The sequence below is a fragment of the Leucothrix arctica genome (assembly GCF_003172895.1).
Lineage (GTDB): Bacteria > Pseudomonadota > Gammaproteobacteria > Thiotrichales > Thiotrichaceae > Leucothrix > Leucothrix arctica.
Map to the genome: position 1 here is coordinate 19095 of NZ_QGKL01000004.1, position 26825 is coordinate 45919.

The 26825-nt window shown below is 42.9% G+C and carries 20 protein-coding genes; 9 read left to right on the forward strand and 11 right to left on the reverse strand.

Annotation, left to right across the window (positions count from 1 at the left end):
* Window positions 1-21: 21 nt before the first annotated feature.
* The 4 genes from DKT75_RS00305 to DKT75_RS00320 form a co-directional block, all read right to left on the reverse strand.
* On the reverse strand, window positions 22-1698 hold the full coding sequence (locus DKT75_RS00305; protein ID WP_109821441.1) for a SulP family inorganic anion transporter: 1677 nt from the start codon (window positions 1696-1698) through the stop codon (window positions 22-24).
* 143 nt (window positions 1699-1841) lie between these two features.
* On the reverse strand, window positions 1842-3017 hold the full coding sequence (locus DKT75_RS00310) for a vWA domain-containing protein (protein WP_109821442.1): 1176 nt from the start codon (window positions 3015-3017) through the stop codon (window positions 1842-1844).
* 3 nt (window positions 3018-3020) lie between these two features.
* Window positions 3021-3872 (reverse strand): AAA family ATPase, encoded by an 852-nt coding sequence (locus DKT75_RS00315; RefSeq protein ID WP_109821443.1) that lies wholly within the window; start codon window positions 3870-3872, stop codon window positions 3021-3023.
* Window positions 3873-3981: 109 nt separating this feature from the next.
* Complete coding sequence (locus DKT75_RS00320; RefSeq protein WP_109821444.1) at window positions 3982-4644, reverse strand: ankyrin repeat domain-containing protein; 663 nt, start codon at window positions 4642-4644, stop codon at window positions 3982-3984.
* 236 nt (window positions 4645-4880) lie between these two features.
* On the opposite strand from DKT75_RS00320, the gene DKT75_RS00325 reads away from it, so the two are divergent.
* The 8 genes from DKT75_RS00325 to DKT75_RS00365 all read left to right on the forward strand — a co-directional run bounded on the left by DKT75_RS00325 (window position 4881) and on the right by DKT75_RS00365 (window position 12643).
* Entirely contained in the window at window positions 4881-5291 is a 411-nt protein-coding gene (locus tag DKT75_RS00325) for a hypothetical protein (protein WP_109821445.1), read from the forward strand.
* Between the two features lie 200 nt (window positions 5292-5491).
* On the forward strand, window positions 5492-7810 hold the full coding sequence (locus DKT75_RS00330) for an Ig-like domain-containing protein (protein WP_109821446.1): 2319 nt from the start codon (window positions 5492-5494) through the stop codon (window positions 7808-7810).
* A gap of 84 nt (window positions 7811-7894) precedes the next feature.
* Window positions 7895-8536 carry an SCO family protein gene (locus DKT75_RS00335; protein WP_109821447.1) on the forward strand — a complete coding sequence of 214 codons (642 nt, stop codon included), beginning with the start codon at window positions 7895-7897 and terminating at the stop codon, window positions 8534-8536.
* Window positions 8537-8706: 170 nt separating this feature from the next.
* A complete protein-coding gene (locus DKT75_RS00340; protein WP_170310648.1) occupies window positions 8707-9753 on the forward strand; it encodes a PDDEXK nuclease domain-containing protein in 1047 nt (348 codons plus the stop codon).
* Between the two features lie 66 nt (window positions 9754-9819).
* Window positions 9820-10446, forward strand: a complete 627-nt coding sequence (locus DKT75_RS00345) for a LysE family translocator (RefSeq protein WP_109821449.1) — start codon at window positions 9820-9822, stop codon at window positions 10444-10446.
* Window positions 10447-10454: 8 nt separating this feature from the next.
* Window positions 10455-10937 (forward strand): GrpB family protein, encoded by a 483-nt coding sequence (locus DKT75_RS00350; protein WP_109821450.1) that lies wholly within the window; start codon window positions 10455-10457, stop codon window positions 10935-10937.
* Between the two features lie 43 nt (window positions 10938-10980).
* Window positions 10981-11784 (forward strand): ornithine carbamoyltransferase, encoded by an 804-nt coding sequence (locus DKT75_RS00355; RefSeq protein WP_109821451.1) that lies wholly within the window; start codon window positions 10981-10983, stop codon window positions 11782-11784.
* Window positions 11785-12277: 493 nt separating this feature from the next.
* The gene (locus tag DKT75_RS00365) at window positions 12278-12643 is read left to right on the forward strand and encodes a VOC family protein (RefSeq protein WP_109821453.1); all 366 of its coding nucleotides are present in this window, start codon (window positions 12278-12280) and stop codon (window positions 12641-12643) included.
* Window positions 12644-12648: 5 nt separating this feature from the next.
* Here DKT75_RS00365 and DKT75_RS00370 read toward each other — a convergent pair whose 3' ends face one another.
* Window positions 12649-13095 (reverse strand): hypothetical protein, encoded by a 447-nt coding sequence (locus DKT75_RS00370; RefSeq protein WP_109821454.1) that lies wholly within the window; start codon window positions 13093-13095, stop codon window positions 12649-12651.
* 380 nt (window positions 13096-13475) lie between these two features.
* Here DKT75_RS00370 and DKT75_RS00375 point away from each other — a divergent pair, with 380 nt between their 5' ends.
* Entirely contained in the window at window positions 13476-13883 is a 408-nt protein-coding gene (locus DKT75_RS00375; protein ID WP_109821455.1) for a Spy/CpxP family protein refolding chaperone, read from the forward strand.
* A gap of 176 nt (window positions 13884-14059) precedes the next feature.
* Here the strand turns inward: DKT75_RS00375 and DKT75_RS00380 are convergent, their stop codons facing one another.
* From DKT75_RS00380 to DKT75_RS00405, 6 genes are all read right to left on the reverse strand, one after another.
* Entirely contained in the window at window positions 14060-16537 is a 2478-nt protein-coding gene (locus DKT75_RS00380; protein ID WP_109821456.1) for a hypothetical protein, read from the reverse strand.
* A gap of 369 nt (window positions 16538-16906) precedes the next feature.
* Window positions 16907-18595, reverse strand: a complete 1689-nt coding sequence (locus DKT75_RS00385) for an ABC transporter ATP-binding protein (RefSeq protein ID WP_109821457.1) — start codon at window positions 18593-18595, stop codon at window positions 16907-16909.
* A complete protein-coding gene (locus DKT75_RS00390; RefSeq protein ID WP_245923018.1) occupies window positions 18595-19617 on the reverse strand; it encodes an ABC transporter permease in 1023 nt (340 codons plus the stop codon). Before DKT75_RS00390 ends, DKT75_RS00385 begins: the two co-directional genes overlap by 1 nt.
* Complete coding sequence (locus DKT75_RS00395) at window positions 19617-20699, reverse strand: microcin C ABC transporter permease YejB (RefSeq protein ID WP_109821459.1); 1083 nt, start codon at window positions 20697-20699, stop codon at window positions 19617-19619. The genes DKT75_RS00390 and DKT75_RS00395 overlap by 1 nt, the downstream gene beginning before the upstream one ends.
* Before the next feature lie 12 nt (window positions 20700-20711).
* Window positions 20712-22565, reverse strand: a complete 1854-nt coding sequence (locus DKT75_RS00400; protein WP_109821460.1) for an extracellular solute-binding protein — start codon at window positions 22563-22565, stop codon at window positions 20712-20714.
* 298 nt (window positions 22566-22863) lie between these two features.
* Entirely contained in the window at window positions 22864-26700 is a 3837-nt protein-coding gene (locus DKT75_RS00405; RefSeq protein WP_109821461.1) for a DUF4116 domain-containing protein, read from the reverse strand.
* Between the last annotated feature and the right edge of the window lie 125 nt (window positions 26701-26825).

A 26825-nucleotide genomic window follows, 5' to 3' on the forward strand; every position in this document is an offset into this window, starting at 1 on the left:
GCAACTCTAATCATTACTCGATTAAACAGCTGCTACAGCAGTAGTTTCTTCACTCTGCTCAACAAACCTAAGCCCTGCTTCCAGCGCTTCATAACGATGTGCATACATATTACTTACAGGCACTAAACTCATCACATCAAACTTCTCTAGCTGTTCTCGAGTTTGTTCATTTGGGCACAGTAAAAATACTTCACACTTAGCTTCAAGCGCATCTTTAATCGCATTTTCAAGCGCCAAGCCAACCGTTACATCGAACATTGGCACATCTGTTAGGTCAAGCACCATCACTTTATAGTCAGCGATCCTTCTGTGTTGTCGTGAGATAGCTTTGGAAACACTGAAAATCATTGGTCCTGTGAGGTAGAAGAACAGCAGCTTTCCATTCGCTTTATCCAGCAAGCCTCTTTCAGTTTCTGTGAGTGGCACGTTATCGCCATCAGCATCACTGATCGCTCTGACCTGACGCACGCCTGCTCTACTTAAACGCTCGATAATAATGATATTGGAAATAAACACACCAAGACCAACCGCCACCATCAAATCAACAAAGACAGTCAACAGCATCACGCCATACATGATGGCCATCGCAGGCATATTCACTTTATGAGCGCGTTGTATGAAGCTCCAATCGAGGATATTAAACCCGACATAAACAGCAATACCTGCCAATACAGTCATAGGAATCGGTTCTGTTAAACCACCCGCAACTAGCACTACCAAGGCCAATACTGCCGCACGCACCATGCCTGATACTGGTGAACGAGCACCCACTTGAATGTTTGTGACCGTCCCCATGGTTGCGCCTGCACCCGGCAAAGCACCAAATAGACCCGAGATCATATTCGCGTAACCTTGGCCACGTAACTCCTTGTCTGAGTCATGTTCTTTACGTGTGAGCGAGTCGCCAATAACCGCTGTCAGCAAGGTGTCGATACACCCTAGTGTGCCCAGTACCATTGCGTTTAGCACCATGCTAGTCAGTATTTCAACGTTAAACTCTGGGATAACTAATGACGGCAAGCCTGCCGGTATTTCGCCAATTCGACGTATATCTTCATTACTAAAAAATAGCACTGAAAGCACTGTCACAACGACTAAAACAATGAGCTGTGGCGGTACAAATTTTCTAAAGCGCTTAGGGAATAAGAATAGGATGACTAAGGTCAATACTCCCAAAAATAATTCACTCAATTTTATATTAGAAAGGGTATTTGGCAGTTCTGACAGTGTGCCCATCACGCCACCTGAAGGTGCGGCATGACCTAATAGCGGTGATAGCTGGAGGATGATTAGAATTACGCCGATTCCTGACATAAAACCAGAAATGACGCTATAGGGCATTAAAGTGACGTATTTACCCAGCTTTAACGTGCCTAACAGCACTTGGAACGCGCCTGCCATCATCACAATAGTGAATGAGATCGCAACACCTGATTCTGGGTATTGAGCCATCATACTAGTTAAAATGGCGGTCATAATCACCGTCATCGGGCCAGTAGGTTCGGAGATAAGACTTGTCGAGCCACCAAAAAGAGCGGCAAAAAAGCCAACCAATATTGCTCCCCAAAGACCTGCTTCCGCTCCAGCCCCTGAGGCAACGCCAAACGCTAATGCCAATGGCAACGAAACGACTGCGGTGGTGACGCCACCAAACAGATCGCCTTTAAGGTTTACATCTTCAAACCGATTATCAAACACGACACAAACCCTCTAGAAATTTCGTGACTTTACCAAAAATAAGCATCACGTGGATATACTAAAAGTCGCCATCGTAATTAATTTCTGTTTATTTGGGTAACAGGAAAATACTGAGTGAATATCAGAAAATAACTTCTAAGCCATTAACGACTTAATTCAGTCATTGCCTCTTCCAAACCTTTAGCTGTTAGCGGGTACATTTTGTCGTCAACAATCTTACGGATCATGCCGATAGTTTGGGTGTAGTCCCAATGCTCGCGCTGTGTTGGGTTAATCCAGACAATCTTCTCAAAGCTGTTCATTAGACGTTGCATCCAAGCTTGACCAGCTTCTTCGTTATTGTGCTCAATACTGCCGCCACGGTAGGTAATTTCCCAAGGGGCCATTGCCGCATCACCGACAAAAATAACTTTATAATCCTTACTGTATTTATTCAGAATATCCAACACAGGTATTTGTTGGTCAAAACGACGATTATTATCCTTCCACACCGAGTCATAAATGAAGTTATGGAAATAGAAATACTCTAAATGTTTGAACTCAGTACGTGCCGCAGAAAACAGGGTTTCACATAGCTTGATGTAATCATCCATCGAGCCGCCTACATCAAAAAACAGCAGCACTTTCACGGCATTGTGGCGCTCTGCTTTCATTTTTATATCCAGCAGTCCCGCGTTATTGGCAGTACTACGAATGGTATCGTCTAAGTCCAATTTATCCTGCGCGCCCTCACGCGCAAACTTACGTAAACGACGCAGCGCAACTTTGAGGTTTCGAGGGCTCAGGTCGGTAGAGTCATCAAGGTTTTTAAACTCGCGCTTTTCCCAAACTTTTACCGCACTACGGTTACGCCCTTCACCACCGACACGAATTCCCGCAGGGTTGTGACCACCATGACCAAATGGCGATGTGCCACCGGTACCAATCCATTTGCTACCGCCCGCATGACGTTCTTTCTGCTCTTCCAGACGCTCTTTAAACTGCTTGATCAACTCATCCAAACCGCCCAGGCTTTTAACTTTCTCTTTATCTTCGTCACTCAGTTGCTTGGTAAATTCTTGGCGTAACCAATCATCTGGGATCAACGCTTCAACCAAACCATCCAACGAATCGAAGCCACTCAGAAATGCCTGAAAGCCTTTGTCGTACTTATCAAAATGCTTTTCATCTTTGACGAGTAAGGTGCGCGCGAGATAGTAAAACTCTTCGCTATCTGCAACGACTAAGTCAGCTCTAAGTGCTGACAGCAAGTCCAAATGCTCACGAATCGAGACAGGCACACCGTGCGCTTTTAGGGTATAAAATAGATTGGTCAACATGACTTAAGACTTTGCGCGACGGTGCATAAACGCTAAGCGTTCTAGTAAAGAGACGTCCTGCTCGTTCTTTAACAGCGCACCATAAAGTGGTGGAATAGCACTGCTCTGATCGCGATCTTTCAAAATATTCTCTGGAATATCGTCAGACATCAGCAACTTCAACCAATCGATAAGCTCACTGGTTGATGGACGCTTTTTAAGCCCTGCCACAGTACGCAACTCAAAGAATACTTCCAGCGCTTCATTCACCAAGTTCTTTTGGATATCAGGATAGTGAACCTTGATGATTTCCTGCATGGTGTTGCGGTCAGGAAAGTTGATGAAGTGGAAGAAACAACGACGTAAGAACGCGTCTGGTAGCTCTTTTTCATTATTACTGGTGATAATAATGATTGGGCGATGCTTTGCCTTTATCGTCTCACCCGTTTCGTAAACGAAGAACTCCATTTTATCCAGCTCTTGCAGCAAGTCATTGGGAAACTCGATGTCCGCTTTATCGATTTCATCAATCAATAATACGACTTGCTCATCGGCGGCAAAGGCTTCCCACAGCTTTCCTTGACGTATGTAATTACCGATGTTACCTACATCCACGTCACCCGTGGCGAGTTGCGAATCACGTAAACGAGAGACAGCATCGTACTCATACAAGCCTTGTTGAGCTTTGGTCGTGGACTTGACGTGCCATTGGACTAGGCGCATCCCTAGGGAGTCGGCGACTTGTTCCGCTAGCATGGTTTTACCTGTGCCCGGCTCACCTTTGATAAGGAGTGGACGCTGCAAAGTAATGGCTGCATTGACGGCGATTTGTAGGTCGTCGGTAGCTATATATTGTTCTGTGCCTTGGAATTTCATGGTCGCTCTCAGGATACTTGTTTGAAACAAGCATAACAGGAGGGAGTGTTGGTCGCTAGTTGTGCTCCAGTTTTTTAAGAATTACGAATAGTGTTTACTTCAAGAGTCGCTAGGCATCCACAAGATCATACTCACTCACTGTAAAGCGCCCCTGAGCGTCCTCCAAAACTAGACCCTCATAAGTCACCTCATCTGATCCCTCAAAGAAAACACCCGTTTTGAACTTCACTCTAATGCTATATGTCTGAGAGGCTGAGTCACTTTGAACCGTTTTAATATGTAGAATTTTTACTATTTGACGATCAATCGAATCATCTGATGAAGTAGCGCCATAATTATTTAGTTCATAACGTAATGCCTCGGCTATTTCCAATACCTTGGGATCAGTCGTCGTCAATGTCTTAGCTTTCGCATCACTCAATAGATCTATCATTATTTGGTGCTTGTTACTGTTCGCCAAATCCAAAGGCGTTTTACCATTTTTATCTTTTAATGTTCGATCAGCACCAGACTTCAATAACCATAGAACAACCTCACCCTGCCCACTAAAAGCCGCAGCATGTAATGAAGTCCAACCATTACCTTCAACCGAATCAACTGGAGTGCCCGCCTCAATGCACGATTGAACTAATGCAATATCACCTTTGGCAGCAGCTTTTTGAAATACGCCACCTTTTAAACATTTCTCTTTCACTTCAGATGGAGACTCCGCCGTCACTGAAAAAGATGTGAGGCAAGACACTAATGCAATGGTAAGTAGTATGTGTTTCATAGATACATCCTTGTAATTCTATAGTCCCACGAAAACTAGAAAAGTACAGGTACTTATTAGAAGATGAGTACAACTTCCCCATATTGGTATTTATTCGTGCGATAAGTTATTGGACCTTATTTAGTTAGTCTTTAAATGCCATAAAGCCATCAACAAACTCAGCACCTTCAATACTTGCCTTTTCAATCGATTTTAAGCTCGACCTAATAGCTGAAGAAATCGCCGTTATTAACTACATGGTCGGTGACTCTAATGAGACACCAAACTTAGTAAAAGAACACAACTACTTTGAAAGCGCCCTGTCTAACTATCCTTTTGGCTTTCAGTACCGCGACTTCCCAAAAGAATCATATATAAGCCAAGCTTGGATAGAGAAAGATACTCTGGGAGAGGTTACTAGACACGCGATTAATTTATACATACCAAATCAGAAGCTTGAAAGTATCTATGAAGACTGCCTGCCCTTTTTGTCATGGTTGGCATCAGTAAGTGCTACATCAGGTTATGTTGGCTCGTACAGAAACGAAAGCATTGATGACTTCGCACCTGTACTTCTTTTCATTTACCAAGGTGAGCTTTATATGGGTGACTCAGAAAAGGCGCAATCGTTTTCAACGGGGAAGTTACTACCATCTGGGTCTGCTTGAGTAATCAGGCCAACTTATAAACCGGCCCCTGTCGGAGTTGTGAGCTACACAGGTTTCAAAAAATTTCAGCTTATCGTAATTTCTCCCCCATCCACCTACGCCATAATGGAACACCCACCGTTCGTCCGTCTACTCTAAGTAAATACGGTTAGAGCTGCCCCCACAGCTCTGAATCACCCCAATACTCCAGAGTGGTAACCATGAATCTAAAAATAAACTTAGCGACCAGCCTACTCCTAGCCAGCGCCTTTACTGCTGCCAATGCTGCCCCAGATACAGAAGGTCAATGGACGCAACAAGCTGACTGGCCAATGATCGCGATTCATGCCGTTTTAACACCGCAAGGAAAGATACTGACTTGGGGCGTTGATGGTATTAGCTCTGGCCAATTTCAATATGACATGTGGGACCCTGCGTTAGGTTTAGACAACTCATCACATACCGTCATCACCAGTGATATCAGTGTCACATCCTTTTGCTCAGCGGGACTTGTGTTACCTGAGAGTGGCAACGTCCTTATGCCCGGCGGTGATGCTCGACCTGAAGGTTTAACAAACTCTGGAATCACCTCCGTTGCTGAGTTTAACCCTCAAAATAATGGACTCAGCAGAGCCGCTGAAATGAGCTACGCTCGCTGGTATCCAACCTCTATTACCTTACCTGATGGGGATATTTTGGTATCGGGTGGTCGAGATGGACAGCTCCGTGAAATCGTTACGCCAGAAGTGTATTCACCTTCGGAAAACCAGTGGCGCTCTCTATTTGGTGTCAATACGACAGGTTACGGTTACTACTACCCTAAGCTTTGGGTCATCCCTGACGGGCGCATATTTGGTATGCAAAGCGAGCGCATGTACTACATGACAGCTGATGGTCAAGGTACGCTAACGACTGCAGGCACTTTGCCACAAACTAGCCGAGGCAACAGCTCTACCGCAGTTATGTATAGCCCCGGCAAAATCATGCAAATTTCTGGTGAAAGCAGCAGTACTACTAACGGCACATTGTTAGTCGATGTTACTGGCTCTTCACCTAGCGTACGTGAGACTAACAAACCTGCGGAAGCTGGACGCCTTTGGGCAAATACGGTGGTTTTGCCAAACGGTAAAGTAATGGTTGTTGGTGGCTCTGCCGTTTTAAATGCGGCTGGTGGTGCATCTTACCGTCCTGAAATTTGGGACCCTGCGACTGAACAGTGGTCTTTGATGGCGGAGTCAATTGCACGTCGAATGCGTTTATACCACTCAGTCGCTATTCTGTTAGAAGATGGCCGCATACTCGTCGCTGGTGGCGGTGCTCCAGGCCCTGAAGACAATAAAAACGCTGAGATATTCACACCGCCTTATCTGTTTGATGAGTCAGGCTTAGCGCAACGCCCAACAATATCTAGCGCACCAGAGGAAGCGCCTTACGGTGCAAGCATCAGCGTTAGTCACCCTACTAGCGATACCATCACCCGCGTAACCTTAATTAAAACAGGTGCTGTCACTCATGCCTTTAATATGGAGCAACGCTTCATTGAAGCAGAGTTCACGGATACATCAGAAGGTGTGCGAGTACAAATACCTGACTCGGCCAACGTTGCGACACCCGGTCATTATTTGATGTTCTTAATTAATGATAAAGGTGTACCGTCAACTGGGCATATCATCAGAATTTCAGACACTGCGGTTTACAACGAAAGCCCTTACCCTGTAGCACTGACTGATGCTGCGTCTGCAACCGCAGGCACTGCTTTAACGCTTAATGTATTAACCAACGATATTGGTTCAAGCCTAACCGTTAGCGACTACAACCAGTACTCGCAAAATGGCGGAACCATTACTAAGAATGGCAATAACCTTGTTTACACGTCAGCCGCTACATTTAGTGGTGAGGACACTTTCTGGTATGTGATTACCGATAATATTGGCCGTACCAATAGTGCCAAAGTGACTGTCAATGTGACTGGTGGCATCAACAACCCATTCCCTGTTGGCACGCCTGACACACTTACGGCCACGTCAGGCAATACCGTTACTATCGATGTACTTGCCAATGACACAGGAAATGGCTTGGTACTAATCGCACCAAACACTTGGTCTCTAAATGGCGGCAATGTGGCGTTGGCGAATAATCAAATCACCTACACCGCAGATGCTAGCTACGTGGGTGAAGATAAGATTTGGTATAGTTTTAGAGACATTGAAAACCGTCAATCTTGGAGTGTAGTCACGATCAATGTCATAAACGGCGGAGACAATAACCCAGCGCCAATTGGTAATGCGGACTCAGTACAGGCGACTACAGCGACGACGACTGTTATTGATGTATTGGCCAATGACATTGGTAACGGTCTTTCGATTAACACATTGAATAGCGCATGGTCGCTCAATGGTGGTACGGTTTCGTTATCTAATAACAAGCTAAACTATCAGTCAAAAGCTGGCTACGTTGGTGAAGACAAAATCTGGTATACCTTCTCAGAAGTTGAAGGGCGTAGCAGCTGGGGTGAAGTCACGGTTAATGTGACGCCTTAATTAGGTCTAAGGTTTCTATACCTAAAAGAGTGGCCTGATACTAAGCTAGGTCACTCTATTCCAAGCAATTACTGGTTAAAAATAATGAAAAAAATTCCTTCAATAATTGGACTGTTATTAATCGCGTTAGCATTGTGTTATGCCGTGTTTGACTATTCACAATCAAAAACAGCCCCTAAGGCAGCAGTTGATCTAACAGGGCCAAATGCACCTGTAAGAGGCCCACTTAATACTGCAGAACTAAAGCATATTGAGTTAGTAGACCAAGATGGAAAGGCTTTCACTCTTGATGAGTTGAAAGGCGATACAGTGCTGGTCAACTTCATGTTTGCGGGGTGCACTACTATTTGCCCTGTGCAAACGGTTGGGCTGCGCGACCTTCACAAAGAGTTGAGACTTGACCCTAAGAAAAACCGCATCAAACTCTTATCTATTTCGATTGCTCCACTGAGCGATACGCCGAAGCAGTTAAAGGCATATGCACAACGTTTTGAGATTGATACTCCGAGCTGGCGCTTTGCCGTGACTAGTCAGGCAAATACTGATGAGCTATCTGAGCAGTTTGGTGTAGGTGTTAAACCGTTGGGTGGTGATCAGTTAGACCATCGTTCATTGCTTTACTTGATCAACCATGAGGGTGTGTTGATTCAGCAGTATCGAGGTGGTGTGGTGAATGTTGAGCGACTTAAGAATGAGTTGCGTGCGGTTAACCAGATAGGGAGGTAGGGATTTATTTAAGTAAATCACTTAGCTTACACCATCATCAATGAGTGAGTGAGTTTGTATTGCGGTGACAGTTAAAGCACATCAATTCATTTTCCCTGAAAAGTAATCAACCTGTAGCACTCAAGAGCAGTATAATCGTCTAATGTATTAAGCCTCGAAGGACACGCATTATGACCAATACCCCAGCCTCACAAGACAAGCAATTGCTGGATAGTGTTCGAGAGCTACTCACTCAAAGCCGCCAAAAAGTAGTGACCACTGTCAACACAGTGATGGTTCAAACCTACTGGCAGATTGGTTATTTGATTGTTGAACATGAGCAGCAAGGTGAAAGCCGTGCAGAGTATGGAAAAGCGTTACTAAAAGAATTATCACAATCACTGACAGCTGAGTTTGGTAAAGGCTTTGATATGACAAACCTGCGCTTCATGCGCTCAGTTTATCAAGCGTTTCCAATTCGAGACGCACTGCGTCTCGAATTGAGTTGGACACATTACCGTATGCTTTCTCGTATTGATAACGAGCAAGCACGACAATGGTATGTGAATGAATCCATTGAACAAAGCTGGAGCTCTAGAGCGTTAGACCGTCAAATTGGTTCGCTCTATTACGAGCGCTTATTATCTAGTAAGGAAAAACAACCAGTACTTGAGGAAGCAGGACAAAAGACAACGTCTCTAGCAACCTCATCAAAGGATTATTTGCGTGACCCTTATATCTTTGACTTTCTTGGCTTACCATCTGGTTCACTTCAAGAAAGCGAGCTGGAACAAGCCCTAATTGAGAACCTCCAAAAGTTCCTGTTAGAGCTGGGTAAAGGCTTTGCTTTTGTTGAACGCCAACAACGTATCAGTACCGACGATGGCGATTATTATATTGATCTGGTGTTCTACAACTTCCACCTCAAGTGTTTCTTACTCATTGACCTAAAAATGCACCGTCTTACGCATCAAGATGTGGGTCAGATGGATATGTATGTACGCATGTATGACGAAAAAAAGCGACGGGCAGATGACAACCCCACTATTGGTTTAATTCTCTGCACTGAAAACAATCATACGGTTGCCAAGTATTCTGTTCTGAATGACAACGCAAACCTATTTGCCTCTAAGTACATGACTGAGTTACCAAGTGAAGAAGAGTTACGACTTGAACTGGAAAGAGAACGTGAGTTGTTACAAGAGCGAATGAATTACGAAACACTTGGGGCTAAATAAAGTATGGTGACCTGTACTTTTACCACACTAGCTTGCCCTTAATTTTGAATTAGAATGGTAAAACAAATGGCAGAAATCAACTATCTACTAATTATCCTATCTGCACTTGCTGCGATTGCCAGTCCCGGCCCTGCAACTCTCGCCATCGCAGGCACTTCCATGAGCCATGGCCGCTACTTTGGCTTATCTCTAGCAGCTGGTGTTCTTACAGGGTCACTGATTTGGTCTGCTACAGCTGCATTCGGACTTGCAACAGTTCTTCATACCAACGTTTGGTTGTTTGAAATTCTCAGATACTGTGGCGCGCTGTATCTATTATTTTTAGCATTCAAGTCCCTACGTTATGCACTTAGCTCAATATCGATAAGCCTACCTGAGAACCAAAAATCAACATTGAAAGGCAATTACTTTAAAGGCTTGCTAATCCACCTTACTAACCCGAAAGCTATTCTTTTCTTTGGCTCTCTATACTCTATTGGTGTTCCCTCAACTGCACAACCTATTGAGCTTTTATCGGTGATTTTCGTCGTTGGTTCGGTAAGTTCGCTGATCTTCCTAGGCTATGCCTTTCTCTTTTCAAACAGACTTGCTAGGCAACGATACTTAAAATCTAAAGTGGTATTTGAGAGTATTTTTGCTTTGTTTTTTGGTGTTGCAGGATTGAAGTTACTAACGAGCGAAATTGGAAAATAACGCTCAGAATGTATATTTATCCTCATAAAGCAGAATGGTTCGACGAATACCAATACGAAGCTGAGTTAATACAAGCCGCCTATAACGGTTCAATCACACTAAAACACATCGGATCAACTGCTGTTGAAGGTCTATATGCAAAAGACTGCATCGACATATTAGGTATAGTGAGTGATTTATCAGTTGTACAAAAAAGTGTAGCTGCACTCAAAGAGCTTGGCTACAAACACAAAGGTAGTTATGGCATTGAAGGAAGAGAGTATTTTTCTAAACCTCACAGACAGGTTCACCTTCATATATTTCAAGAGGGCTCTGCTGAGATAGATAAACATTTCGGTTTCGTTCAATTATTGCAGACAACACCCGAACTGTTATTAGAGTTAAACACACTCAAGCAGGCGCTTCATACTAAGCACCCTACTGACAAAAATAAATACCAATTAGAAAAGAGTAGTTTTTACTATAAGATAAACAAAATACTCTCTAAGTAGCTTATTCTCAGAGCGTTGGAAATTTCGTAGGAATAATACCAACATGCTAAACCTACTCAATATTGATGATTTATCTCAAGAAGATATCTACAAAATCTGGGACAGTGCCAACAACGGCACGGCTGACAAACTAGAAGCCAATATCGCTTGGTCGTTTGAAGGTAACGGCATTCGAACCAGAACCACGTTTGTTCAAACCTTCCAAACGCTTGGCGTTAATTTCGTAGAACTTCCCAACTTTCTAAAAACGAATGAGTCCGTAGAAGACTTAGCTAGCTATATGGATGCATTCTATTCGATGTATGTTATCAGAGAGTCAAATCACCAAAGGCTAAAAGCATTTGCAGCAGCCACAACAAAGCCAATCATCAACGCTATGTCTAGTGAGGCTCACCCATGTGAAGTATTGACCGATGCTTACTATCTCTCAACTAAGTTCGAGTCATTAACAAATGTGCGTATTTTACTCTGGGGGCCAGTCACTAATGTGTTTAAGTCGTGGCATTCTTTATCAGGTGTTTTAGGTCTTAACATGACTCACTACTGCCCTAGTGAATACCACCAGGATACGAAAAACGTGACCTATACCGATCAGCTAACGGGACACTATGACGTAGTTATCACAGACGCTTGGCCTAAGGGATTCTCGGATAGTAACTACTGCCTTTCTAATGACCATTTACGTGGCATGAGTAGCCCGATGGTACTGCCAACACCGCCTGTGACAGTTGGCAATGAGTTGAAGCAACCATTGTATGACACCGAAAACTTTGTTGGTTACGAGCAGAAGGCTTTATTACTACCGATACAAATTGCGATTGTTTCTTACTTGTTGAGCAAGGCTTAACAGTATGAGTAGGCATAAGCTGGTTTCACTAGGTTATATTCAAGCGTTTCTTTGTACATTAATCGCCATATCAAGCTTTGCTGTATTCTTTACTGGTAACGCTGACTACATAACCAAAAGTCACCAGCTTCTTTATGTCTATAACCTACTTCTTTACTTTGCGTTTATATCGTTATGTACCTCTATAATTTATCTCGCTAAAGCCATAGGGTTATTCATTTCAAAAGATAAAGGACCTTGGCAGTTTCTTTTTTTATTTATACTCATCTCTTCGACGAGCCTAGCAGCACTTATAGCTATCGTGTTGTTCGCAGATTAGCCTATCCATAACAATTCAGAACTAGCGAATAAGCATTGGTATTATTGCTGAACATACGCATCTCAAAAGGCCGGCACTTGAAACTTGGCTATACAGAAGGCGCAATCAAAACCTTTCCACACCTCCCATTTGGCGTGCTGTATATGAGCTATCATTTCTAAAGAGGAACGAACCATGCTTAATAACTCAATCTTATTCTTAGCTACATCAAACCCTGTAGAGTCAAAGCAGTTTTATGAGACACAACTGGAGCTAACGTTCATTTCCGAAGATGACTTTGCACTAGTGTTTGATGTTGACGGTATCGAACTTAGAATACAAAAGGTAGAATCTGTTAACGCACCTCAGTACACCACTCTTGGTTGGTCTGTAGAGGACATTAAGAGCGTCGTATCAACGTTGACATCTAATGGTGTGAACTTTGAACGTTATGACATGCTTGAGCAGGATGAACTATGTATATGGAGTTCGCAGAGCGGTGCAAAAGTTGCTTGGTTTAAAGACCCTGACGGTAACAACTTGTCAATTACAGAGCATTAATGCGGTTATACAATATCCTGCTGTTTAATAACTTGGTAAGTACCTAGCCCATAGCAAATGCCGATAATCAAACAAATCACTGACGATACAATCATAAACGTCATGTTTTCTGCTAGTTCTAACATGTAGGGTGAGTCAGCAAAAATGACAACAGGGATCGCGAGTAACCCTCTAGCCAAAAACACAAGCGTGACCAGCGATAGTATGACCTTTGTAAATGGCAATTGCTTTACCAGCTTAGCACCTGAAAAAGCGTACAAACTCCAAATAGCCAAAATACTCGCAATGACAAACGTCACCATAGTAGGATATTTAGACCCCTGCTCGCTCATCACAGCCATCTTTTCACCTGCACCGAAAAAGCGGTAAAAATTAGCGCCACCAATAATGATGACAATATGAGTTAACGACGCTATTGCAGTCAAAATACCTGCAAACTTTAAAAAGCTCATTGTTTGTTCCTTAAGTGGTATAGCACTAAAAATATCTTAGCCAACATGAGAAGAGCAGATAGCAACTTTTCCATTGATATTAGCCAATACCTTGCTAATGACCTTTTGCTTATCGATGTCTGCTTTAGTCTTTTTTAACAATTCTTCATTTTGATGGAACGGAGCTTAGAATACAAAAGAAGGTTGGAAAGGTTGCTTGGTTGAAAGACTCTGACGGCAACAACTTGTCGATGACAGAGCATTAATGATGAGATAAGAAGAAAACTCCCTTTACCAAAACTTACGACTCCCTTACCCAACTTAATATTTACCACGTTTATAGTTCATCCATCGACGCAAAACAAGTCGAACCTTAATTAACTAAACTGGATGGATTTAAAATGAAAAAGACTTTATTAGTAGCACTTTTAGCAAGCACTTTGGCACTTGGCGCATCTGTTTCTCAAGCAGACAACAGCAGCGGACAACGTGATGGATACTCTAAGCAAGAAGGTGGAAAGCACCACAAGAAAGACAGTAAGCAACGTGGCGGTAACATGAAGCGCATCGCAGAAAAGCTTGAGTTGACTGACGCACAGCAAGCAGAGCTAAAGACACTTCGTACGCAGCAAAAAGCTAGCGCTTCAGTACTACGTGAGCAGATGAAGACAGTTCGCACAGACATGAAAGCACTGGATACAACAAGCGCGGATTACGATAGCCAAGTTGCAGTGATTGCAGATAAGAAGGCGAATCTTTATCCAACGCAGTCAGGCACGTCAACAGTTTGCAGCGGTGTTAACAACTGAGCAGCTAGCGAAGTTTGAAGCAATGAAAAGTAAGCGTGGCGGTAAGAAAGGCCATGGTAAGCATAACAAGAACAAGGGCTAATTCTCTTGATCTATTAATCGCAGACTGTCTCTGCTGGTAAAACTAGGCGACTCATCTCATTGAGTCGCCTTTTTTCTGACTACCAGTAAGCGATCTAATCCACTAAAAGCTCTGCGCTCTCATCTAAAGCACTGTTAAAGTTTACACGTGTAATCATAACGGGAAGCGCTTCAGCTTCTGAACCAGTCGCTAACCCAAAGTCAGCGCCATTAAAGCCATTTTGAAAATGCCCTTTAAAGGTTAGAGTGGCCGTTTTGATGTCTCCATCACCTATAGTATTAATACTCGCCATAGTGCCGACTTCTGTCTGGACGGATAGTGTCGTTGCAACGCTATCTTCAAATACAACTTTGACCGCTATTTCACACAGCGTGCCGGTAGGACAACGATGGCTCACAACCTCATCATTGATATCAAACGTAAACTCGTGACTTTCTCGTGCGGAGTACTCGTACTTTTTAGAACCAGCGACATCAGGTAGGTATGAAGGAATACTCCAAGGCTCTTTACCCGCCTCAAGTACCACTTGTTTTGACTTAACGCCTTTACCACCCACTTCAGTCAACCAGCGACCGAACTCGCGTACTTGCAAGTACGCCGCATCACCCTCTTTCTCTGAAATAACACAACTCTCAAAATCGGCACTGGCAAATTGCTCGTTATCAAAACCTGTCACATACGAGCTACGAATATAACGTTCCCCAAGTACTGCAAAAGCATCGGGTGTATTGGTTTTATCTCGACCGATAGTGCTTGCTAGATAGTGGAGGAAATCACCTGTGTTGTAGTCAGTATCAGGCAACTCATCAAGACCTTCCGTATGTAGCTGCATATAGTTACGGCGCATTTGTAGCGCACGCAGCGATGACATTAAAAAGCGATAAGGTTGGCCTTCAAATGCACCATATCGCTCAACCAGCCAATCAGCGGTGCCGTACTCTTCATTTTCTGTACCCGAGTAGCGTGACCCCATGTTTTCGGCAAAGTCTTCATCCATTGTCATGTAACAACTGTTATTTGGCCCAGGGCGAAAGTTCATACCGTAAATGGGGCTATTGTATGACATCCAATCTTCGATTAAGCCATCACGATTACCAACACCTGCCTTCAACGCATGTGGAGTTATCACGTTGATCTTTTGCTCATTAAAAACTTCAATCACATCATCTGCCACTAGATCACTATCAGGAGCGTTATAAACGAATGTGCCGATATTAGTCATTGCTAGTTTTGAAGTGTGACCTTCAAAAGCACTTGTATAGGCATCTATAATTTTTTTGACGGATATTGTGAAATTCTCAGCCGTAAGCCCTTGCTCCATAGCATGCTTTAGCTCATTTTCATTAACCCAGAACTCTCCCCAACCATCTTCATTGGCGTATAAGTCGGCTAAACAGACATCCGTATATCCACCTTCTTTAATATGACTATACTCACCATCTGCAATGCCTAAATGCACACCAATAATATTTGACTGATCGGCATATTTATCCGCAAATGCCGTTACAAAATCAGTTAATGCATCAATATATCCATATTCCCAAAATGCAATGCTTCCACCCGCGTAATAGTTAAAGGCACTTCTCATTGCTGACGGTGCATCACATACTGAATTAACTTCTAACCTGACCAAAACCTTGTCGCCGTCTGCATCTCCGTTGTTCAGCCACCAATCAAACGCTGCAAAATCGTAATTACCCTCTTTATCCACTGGCACATCGTTCCAACGGAGGGAGTAGAAAGCCGTGTTAGTGTATTCCTTATCCGTTGGCTTCCATGTACCTCGAACTAAACCACCATTGGTATTTTCACTCACCTGTTCGGGTAATTCCCAATCATAGCCTGCAACTATTTCACCCGGAGTCGGCTCAAATGTCATTATCGACTTAGTGAATGTTGAGTGATCGACACGGTTACTGGCTCTTACACGCCAAACATAGGAACCTGCACCCAGCTGAGTGTCTGCTCGTAGTTGGTAAGAGCAAGTCGCACTTTCGATATCACAGACAGATGTCGGTACGTTTAAATCAACATAAACTCGGCTACTAGGTGAACGACTGCGAATAACAAACTGATAACGCGTAGCGCCTTCTACAGCTTGCCACTGGTAAGTAAGTGATGCCGGTAGTTGATGAGTCGATTTATCATCGGGGCTGACTGTGACTGGAACATCTGGTACTTCGCCAGAAATGAATAGAATACTGCTACTAACGGTTGAAACTGATATGGACGGAATCATCGCTCTCACGACCCAGCGATAACGACTTATAGCTGGGAGTTGCTCTGATTCGGGCAGTTGATAACTACACTCCTCTTCTATGCAAACGTCGGCTGCATTAACTCTGACCCTATGGGTATATTCTTTTAACCAAGTATCAGAAATTCGAAATACATAGTGAGTCGCATTTTCCGATGCTTTCCACTTATAAACGATATTGGTCCCTAAACTTATTTTTGATTTTGTGATTGGTCCAACTATTTCAGGTGGCGCTAATGTATCGCCATATGCACTCCCTGAACTAAGTAATATTAGTACCAAGAAGCAAACTATCTTTGCCATAAAAATAAACATTTTATCCTTCCCTGACTTAATGATTTTATATTCTTATTATCTTTAAGTATGGTTGGAGTTTTTCTGAAACTTTTAAGTTTTAATAGAACTACAGATTGACGGTGCTATTTTGCAGACAAATGGCTTCCAGCAACGTATTACCCACCCTTTATCTGGTTAAACCCTTATTCTCATGAGATTTATAAAGAATTAAAATAATCCATAAAGATATTAAAATCAGTGTTTTAACAATCCAAATCACGGTACGAACATTGTCATCAGCGGTCGAATATTCTTTGAGTCATAAGATAGACGATGGAAGTCACTAATCACCGCATGCGAATTGATAACTCAATAAGCTGCGGTGATTTTTGTGTACATCAGACTAATCTAATTACCCACAGCGGCGCTGAGCAACTCCTTGGTATAAGCCTCCTGCGGATTATCAAAGATAGACTCTGTCATCCCCTGCTCAACTACCTTCCCCTTACGCATCACCATAATGTTATGGCACATCGCCTGCACGATCATCAGGTCATGAGTAATAAAGATATAAGTCAGCCCTTTCTCACGCTGTAGTTTCAACAACAATTCAACAATCTGCATTTGAATGGTCCGATCAAGCGCAGAAGTTGGTTCATCCAAAATCACCAACTTAGGCTCCATAATCAAAGCACGAGCAATCGCAATCCGTTGACGCTGCCCACCTGAAAACTCATTCGGGTAACGGTCTTTCCATTCAGGCTCTAACTCCACCAGTCTCATGGTTTCAATAACCTTGGCATCACGCTCTTCCTGCGTACCAATGTTATGAATTTCCAAGCCTTCACCAATAATCTCCTCCACAGACATACGTGGACTCAAGCTACCGTAAGGATCTTGGAAGATAAGCTGCATGGACTGACGAAACGGGCGCATGGCATTGTTATCCAAGTCAGCAATAGACTGACCGTCAAAACTAAAACCACCCTCACTTTTCACTAGCTTTAAAAGCGCATGTGCCAAGGTCGTTTTACCCGAACCACTCTCACCAACGATACCTAGTGACTCACCCTGCTTTACCTTCAGCGAGATACCATCCACGGCTTTTACATGATCAACCGTGCGACGAAGTAGACCTTTTTGAATAGGAAACCACACCTTCAAGTCTTCTGCTTCCAATAACACGGAAGCATCCGATGACAATGTATCCTTACGTCTTACATGCAGCGTTTGCAGTAACTCTTTAGTGTAAGGATGCTGAGGGTCAGCAAACAGTGCTTGCGTCTCGCCTTGCTCCATTATCTCGCCACGCTTCATTACCACCACACGATCAGAAAAGCGTTTTACAATCGTTAAGTCATGCGTGATGAACAACACTGACATCCCTAACTCTTGCTTTAGCTCATTGATCAGATCAAGAATTTGCGCTTGTATCGTCACATCTAAAGCCGTGGTCGGCTCGTCAGCAATAAGAAGTTCTGGCTCATTAGCCAAGGCCATCGCAATCATCACACGCTGCTGTTGACCACCTGATAACTGATGAGGATAAGAGTTGATCTTCTCTTTAGGATTCTCAATACCAACACGCTCCAACCACTTCAAAATCAGCGGTTGAGCCTTAACCATCGAGTAGCCTTTGTGAATCTGCAATACTTCAGCAATTTGCTTACCCACCGTATGCAAGGGGTTAAGCGACATCATTGGCTCTTGGAAGATTACCCCGATACGATTACCGCGCATCTCTCGCAGGTCTCGTTCATTAAGCGTCAGCATATCGCGTCCGTCATAACGAATTTCACCTGACGGCCACTGTGCAGGCGGCGATGGCAGCAAACGTAAAATAGACATAGCAGTGACGGTTTTACCCGAACCACTCTCACCTACCAACGCCAGTGTTTCACCCCGTTTAACCGCTAAACTGACCGATGAAACAACAGTATTCGTTGACTCACCCTGCTTGAATTGGACGGTTAGATTGTCAATTTCAACTAGGTTATCAGTAGCGCTAGTCGTATCTATGACACTTTCGTCTTGCAGCTTAACTGCACTCGTCAAAATACTAGGAACAACGCCCTTAGCTTGTTTTTTATTATCCATTAGTAAGTCTGCCTCGGGTCAAACGCATCTCGTACACCTTCACCAACAAACACCAGCAATATCGTCATAATACCCAGTGCAGCAAACACAGAAAAACCAATCCACGGTGCTTGCAGGTTGTTTTTAGCCTGAGACAATAACTCACCCAAACTTGCCGACCCAGGTGGTAAACCAAACCCTAAAAAGTCCAAGCCCGTTAATGCGGTAATCGACCCACTCAACACAATCGGCATAAAGGTCATCGTTGCGACCATCGCGTTTGGCAAAATATGCTTAAACATAATACGTCGATCACTCATGCCCATTACCCTAGCTGCTTTTACATAGTCATAGTTTCGACAGCGTAAAAACTCGGCTCTCACCACGCCGACGAAACTCATCCAACTAAACAGCAACATAAATACCAGGAGCACCCAAAAACTGGGCTGTACCACACTGGCCAATATGATCACGATATATAACATCGGCATACTGCCCCATACCTCCATGAAACGCTGAGCCAGCAAGTCTAACCAACCGCCATAATACCCTTGTACCGCACCTGCAGAGACTCCAATCACGGCAGAAGCAATGGTCAAAATAAACCCAAACAACACAGACAAACGAAAGCCGTACAATATACGAGCAAACAAATCTCGACCGTGCTCATCCGTCCCTAGCCAGTTCTCAGCCGTAGGCCCCGAAGGCGCTGGCGATGGTAAATCACTAATGACCGTTTGGTGGCTATAGCGCACAATAGGAAACAGCAGCCAGCCTTTTTCTTCGATCAACTCAACCACAAACGGGTCTTTGTACTCCGCTTCCGTTTCAAACTCTCCACCAAATAAGGTCTCTGGATAAGAGTTCAAAACCGGGTAATACCACTGGTTATCGTAAGAAACAATGAGCGGCTTATCGTTCGCGACAAACTCAGAAAACAAACTCACTACAAACAAAAACGTAAACAGCCAAAATGACCACACCGCTTTACGATTACTTTTAAATCGGTCAAAGCGACGTCGATTGATTTTAGATAAATTCATCATCGCCCCTCAAAATCGATTCGTGGATCAACGACGGTATACATCAAATCACCGATGAGACTCATGACCAACCCTATAAACGTGAATACATAAAGCGTGGCAAAAATAACTGGATAATCACGCTGAACTATCGCTTCATAAGTCAACAAGCCTAAACCTTCCAATGAGAAAATAACCTCGATCAACAAAGAACTGCCGAACAAAATTCCGATAAAGGCCGCTGGGAAACCCGCAATAATAATCAGCATCGCGTTTCTAAACACATGGCCGTACATGACTTTTCGCTCAGTGTTACCTTTGGCACGTGCAGTCATTACATACTGCTTACCAATCTCATCCAAAAAGGAGTTTTTGGTCAGCAGAGTCAAACCAAGGAAACCACCAATAGTTAGTGCGATAGTGGGTAAAAACATATGCCACAAGTAGTCAGTAATTTTACCAAACCAACTCAAACTATCCCAATTATCCGACACCAGTCCCCGCAGTGGGAACCAGTCAAAATAGTTACCTCCCGCAAATAGCACAATCAATAATACCGCCAATAAAAAGCCCGGAATCGCGCTCAGCGTAATCAATAACGTCGTGGTACTGGTATCAAACTGAGAGCCGTGGTTTCGCGCTTTATAAATACCCAATGGAATACTGATCATATAAATAATCAAAGTACTCCACAGACCAAGCGAAACAGACACAGGCAAGCGGTTCATCACCAACCCCATCACCGACTCACCTTTAAAAAAGCTATCACCAAAGTCAAAAGTCACATACGACTTCAACATCATCCAGTAACGCTCCATAAGCGGCTTATCAAAGCCAAAGCGCTGCTCGATCTCTTTGATGATAGCGGGGTCTAAACCACGCGCACCAAGGTACTTACTCTCGGTGGTTGCGGTGCCTTGAAGGTCAGATTGGTTATTACCACTCACTCTGTCTAGCATCGAGTTATCGATACCCTGCATTACCGCAATTTGCTGTTCAACAGGGCCTCCAGGCGCAATCTGAATAATAAAAAAGTTAAGCGTGATGACGGCCCACAGAGTAGGAATCATCAATAACAAGCGCCTAAAAATATAAGCTGCCACAGTAACTCCTAGTTAGTTTGATTTAAGTGTCGCGGCTTTTTTCTCATCCACCCACCAGAAACTATCGCCTTCATCATAAAGCGGTGTCGTTTCAGGCTTACCAAACTTATCCCAGTGCGCCATGCGGAAACTGCTTAAGTTCCACGTCGGAATCATGAGGTAGGTATGCATCAATACACGATCTAGTGCATGACCGACTACTAACAGCTTCTCCTCATCATCTTGAACAGATTCCATATGTTCTAACAAAGAATCCACAGCATCATTCGTCAAATTTGCAGGGTTATAACTAGAGTTAACACTCTTCGACTCAAACGCTTGTGAGAATCCTGAGCTAGGGTAACTATATTCACGATAACCACCCGCAATCATGTCAAAGTCATGCGCACTGTAACGCGCCATATACTGACTAGAGTCCACCGTACGAACGTTCAACTTAATACCCGCACGTTTTAAGTTCTTACCAAAAGCCAGCGCAACTTTTTCATAACCAGCGCTCACTAACATGATCTCAAACTCAAACTGCTTGCCTTGTGCATCAACCAACTTTTGGTTCTTAACAGTCCATCCCGCTTCTTTAAACAAACGCAGTGCTTGACGTAAATTACTACGGATATTTCCAGAACCATTGGTTTTTGGTAACTCAAAAGGTTCGGTAAATACTGATGCAGGTAACTGATCTTTAAGCGGCTCTAGTAGCGCCAATTCCGCTTCAGATGGCAGACCTGTTGCTACGTATTTTGTATTCATGAACAGGCTGTTTACACGTATATATTGATCGTAAAACAGGTTTTTGTTCATCCACTCAAAGTCCAACAACTGCGTCATCGCTTTACGCACACGTATGTCAGCAAACAGTGGCTTTTTAAGATTAAAGATCAAACCAGAGGCACGTAACGGAATACTGTGCGGTGTGGTTTTCTTAATAACTTGTCCGCTGGCAATCGCAGGGAAATCATAACCTGTCGCCCAACGCTTAGCAGTGTTCTCACTCCACTTATCAATATGACCTGCTTTAAACGCCTCAAACGCAACGGTTTCATCGAGGTAGTAATCAAAACGAATCGTACCGATATTCGCAGCGCCCTTACGTATGGGTAAGTCCTTGGCCCAATAGTCTTTTACGCGATCATAGCTGACATATTTACCGAACTTATAGTCACCCACTTTGTAAGGGCCACTACCTAACGGTGGTATTTTCAAAGGTTCGTTTAACTTATGATCTTTCCAGAAGTGCTCAGGGAATACCGTAAAGCCCACCAAATCTATCATGCGGCCTTTATCTTTAGTGCTTAGATGAAATTTAACGCGGTAGTCATCAAGCAGCTCAATCTTTTCAACGTAACTATAGTAAGCCTTAAGTCCGGGTAAACCCTCTGAACTTAGCTTTTCAAATGAGAACTTCACATCACTTGGTTTGATTCGCTCACCATCATGAAACACTGCTTTCTTATTTAGGTGAAACGTAATTGCTGAGTAGTCGCTGTTATAGCTAATTTTTTCAGCGATCAAAGGATAGTAAGCGCTAATGTCATCCGCTGAGCTTTCCATCAACGAGTCATTAATATCAGAAATATCTCTCGCTGCATCACCCCGTTGAGAGTACGCGTTGAAGTTATCAAAGGTACCTCTTGCCCACTCTATAACCTCTCCGCCCTTAGGCGCATCAGGGTTTACATAGTTAAAGTGAGTCACGTCCGACGAATAAACCGGCTTGCCTCGCAATGCAATGCTAGTCGCCTCAATAACTGTCACAGCCTCAGCAGACGCTTCCGTCGCCTTTGGGTCGGCCTTGACCACAGTGTTATCCGCAAATGCCGCGCTAGTCACTAAGCTCATCGCGAGCATACTGATTATTAACTTCATCTTATTTCCCTTTTGATTTTGTTATCTATCCGTTAACCGATACTTCAACATTGTGCACCAAAGCTAAACTGCTTTGTATTAACAGATGTTTAAAAACGTAGAAAGTGAATGATTTTCATACGCTTCAAAATAATACCGTTCATCATAATGGTTTAAACATGAATAGAAGCTGTGTAAACGCTGAATGTGAAGATTCAGTTGCACGATAAAGAATGCAATCTCAGGGGTTAAGGCCAGTGCTTAATTAAAAGCGCATGCCGATCCGTCATTGAGATCGGCATGCGCACAGCGAGTTTGATCAGTGCAAAAGCCGAGCTTTCAGCACATCCTCATCAAGCTTCAAGGAGATATCTATATAACGATAGACAAATTGAGTTTGCTTGACTACTTCGAGCACCATGACCTTGTCTTTTTTGAAGCGATCATCCGCATACTGTATTGCGCTACCAGATTGCCTAATTGCAGCTAACACGACTTCTTTATCTTTTCGCATATCATCACCAGCATACTTAAGCGCTTCACCAGATGTTTTAACTGCTGCCATCACTATTTCCTTATCGTTTTTTAACGTGCTATCAGCAAACTCTAAGGTATTTCCATTTTCCTTTACCGAAGCCAAGACAATACCTCTATCGCGTTTCAATGACTCATCCGCATATTGCAGTACCTGATCATAAGGACCTCGGTTAGCTAAGACTTCCAACATGAAAGCTCTATCTTTTCTAAAAGACCTATTTACATATTTTAAAGCATCACTATTCGTAGCGGCCTTTAACATCAGCGCCCTGTCTTGCTTCAAGTTATCACTAGCATACCTAAGCGCATAAACAGAGCCAGGAATAGCGAGTCGGAGAATTTCTTCATCAGACTTGAATAATGCATCCAATTTATCAAAATAATAACCAGAATCTTTCATAGCAGCTACAGTGACATCTCTGTCTTTCAAAAGCGATGAAGGTATGCTTCTAAAGTGATAGCGACCTGAATTAATCGCAGCTAAAAAAATTGCCTTATCTGTTTTTAATGAGTCATCAACATACTGCAAAGCATAGCCATCCTCTTCCACTGCAAGCTCAACAATTTCTTGGTCTTTCTGGAACTTTCTGTGTACATACTGAAGCGCGATTCCATTTTCTTGAACTGCAGCAAGCACAATTTCCCTATCCTGTTTTAGCTCACTACTTAAAACATTCAGGAAACGACCATCTTCTGCAAGTAGCGCTAACGCTTCGGCTTTATCTCTAATCAACACAGTTTCTTCAATATAATTCAAGATATACGGAGTTGACTTAGAAACCTGTATCAACACCTCTTTTTTTATACTGTCATCAACTTGGTCAATCAACTCAGGTGAGTTGATTAGCAATTTAACCATGAACTCTTTATCTTTTGTTAGAGACTCGTCCAACTCTAAATTTTGTAAAGGCTCATCTTGTACATTTTTTGATGCAGCCAGAAGTACGTCTTTATCTTTTTGTAAGCTCTCACTCAAGTACGATATAGCATAAGGATGTTGTTTGACGGCTATCAAAGCTAACGGCTTATCGATTTTTACGGACTTATCAATTTCCGTTAAAACTCTCCACGACTTAGTGATAGCATCAGCTACAAAAGCTTTATCTTGCTTTAATGATTGGTCAGCAAATTTGAAACCACTCCCAAAGTTAGCTATGGCGTGCTTCACAATCATTCTGTCTTTCTTAAACGACTCATCCGCAAACTCTAAAGCATCTCCATCATCAATCACTGCACGCAATACAAGTGATCTATCTTTGTTCATTTCAGGAGTAGCGAACTCAAGTGCAGCACCATAATCATCTATCGCAGCTAAGATCACATCCTGATCTTTTTGCAGTGAATGGTCTATATACTTAAATACATCGGGCTCTTCCTTTATCAACTCAAGGACAAAAGCTTTATCTTTTTTTAGTGACTCATCAGCAGCCTGAAAGTTAAAACTAGAGTACTGTCCCACAACCTGTCGAACTAGCGCTTTGTCTTTCCTAAACACCTTATCCGCAAACGCTAATGCAGAACCGTCTTGCTTAATTGCTGCCAACACAATCTCTCGGTCTTTCCTAAGCGATTCATCTGCAAACTCTAAAGCATAGCCACCCTCTTTAACTGCAGCTAATACTATTTCTCTATCTTTCTTAAATGACTCATCAGCATATTCAAGTGCACCTCCTAACTTTTTGACGGCTGCAAGTATTAGCTCTTTATCTGCTAGTAAGGGTTGATCGACATGTTTAAATATTTCAGGATCAAAATAATCTACATTTTCCAAAAAACTCATCACAAATGCTTTATCTTTTCTCAGCGAAACATCTGCATACTCAAATGCATCAGCACGCTGTTTTATTGCTTTAAGCACAATCGTTTTATCTTTACGAAATACCTCATCAGCATATTGCAACTCACTACCAGAGTTACTTATAGCAGCTAGAACAACGTCTCTATCTTTTTTAAGAGAGTCATCTACATACTCCAGTGCAAAACCGGTTCTTGAGATAACACCGAGGACAAAGTCTTTATCTTTTTTGAAACTGTCGTCGACAAAATTTAACGCCCAAGAATTTTCACTAACGGCTTGAGTAACAAACTCCGGATCTGTTTTAAACGACTCATCGGCATAAGAAATAGCAGACCCTGACTGCTTAATTGCGGTACTGACTATCTCTTTATCAGCTTGCAATGCACTACCGACATAAGCCAGTACTCCACCATTTACCGCTACGGCTTTAAGTATAAAGTCTCTGTCTCGGCGTAACTCCTCATCAGCTAATTTAAATAATTCTCCCCAGTTACGTAGTGCTGCGAGCATGACTGACTCATCATTTCTAAAACGCTTGTCTGCAAACTTAAGCGCACTGCCGTTACTTTCAACAGCCAACGTAACGATTTCTTTATCCCGCTTAAAAGATTCATCAGCAAATTCAAGCGCAGAGCCATTACTACTAACGGCCGCTACAACTATCTCTCTATCCTTTTTAAACGCTTCATCAGCAAATTCTAGTGCTAAACCATTTAAAGCGACTGCCTCAAGCACAAACGCTCTGTCTTTTCGGAAAGCCTCATCAGCAAACTCAAATGAGTTACCATTACTTTCAACCGCTTTTAAAACAACCATTTTATCTTTACGAAAGCTGGGGCCGACAAATTCTAAAGCCAGACCGCTATCCTCAACAGCAGCAAGCACAACCTCTCGATCTAGACTGAATTTATTATCTGCAAATCTTAGTGCTAAGCCGTTTGCTTTCACTGCCCTGAGTACAACACCCTTGTCTCGTTTAAGAGCCTCATCCGCAAAACTCAACGCCAAACCAGTGTAAGTATTCTCAACAGCTAGCAGGACAATTCCTCTATCCTTTTTAAGTTCTTCACCAACAAACGCTAGCGCATCACCTCCCTCATCTCTAAGCGCAGTGAGAACCATATCTCTATCTTGCTTAAAATGATCTGGAGCGAATTCAAGCATGCCACCCTCACTGTTGAGAGCAGCGATAGTTATCTCTTTATCATTTTGAAAAGCGATGTCCAGATGCTCATACACCCCAGCGTTAAGCTTGATGGCTTGTAAAACAAACGCCCTATCAGATTGAAACTGTTTGTCTATGTAGGGGAATGCATCATTATTAGACTCCAAAGCCATCAGTACATATTTTTTATCAAAGCGATACTGATCACTAACAAATTTTATTGCAGAACCATTGCTCCGTAAGGCGTCACGTACCAACAGCGGATCATCTTTAAACTCTTCATCTAAATATCCAAAAGCATAACCATTAGCAATCACTACATCTTGAATAAAAGTCGGGTCTGATTTCAATTCATCATCAGCATACTCAAACAGTGAACCATCTAACGGAAGTGCCTCTAAAATGAAAGATTTGTCTGTTTTAAGCGATTTATCAGCATACTGAAACGCAGAAGAGTCAGCACTAATAGCAGCTAACACAACATCACGGTCTTTGCGTAACTCAGGACTAACACGTGACAGTGATTGACCATTAACGCTAAGATATACAATAGCATCAGCCTTGTTAGTGCCCCATGACTCTTTGTTTTGCCATTGGTTTTGAATTAAGTAAGCCGCGATTAATGTAAAGACAACACCTATAATGATCAGCTTCATCTTTCCCTCCTTAGATAGTTATTTTGCCGTAAACCACGGCTTCTTGGCTGATTATTATATTGAATAAAAACTAGTCATGATAGTGTTCAAAATATTTACATCGTTACCATTCATTTAAGAAGACA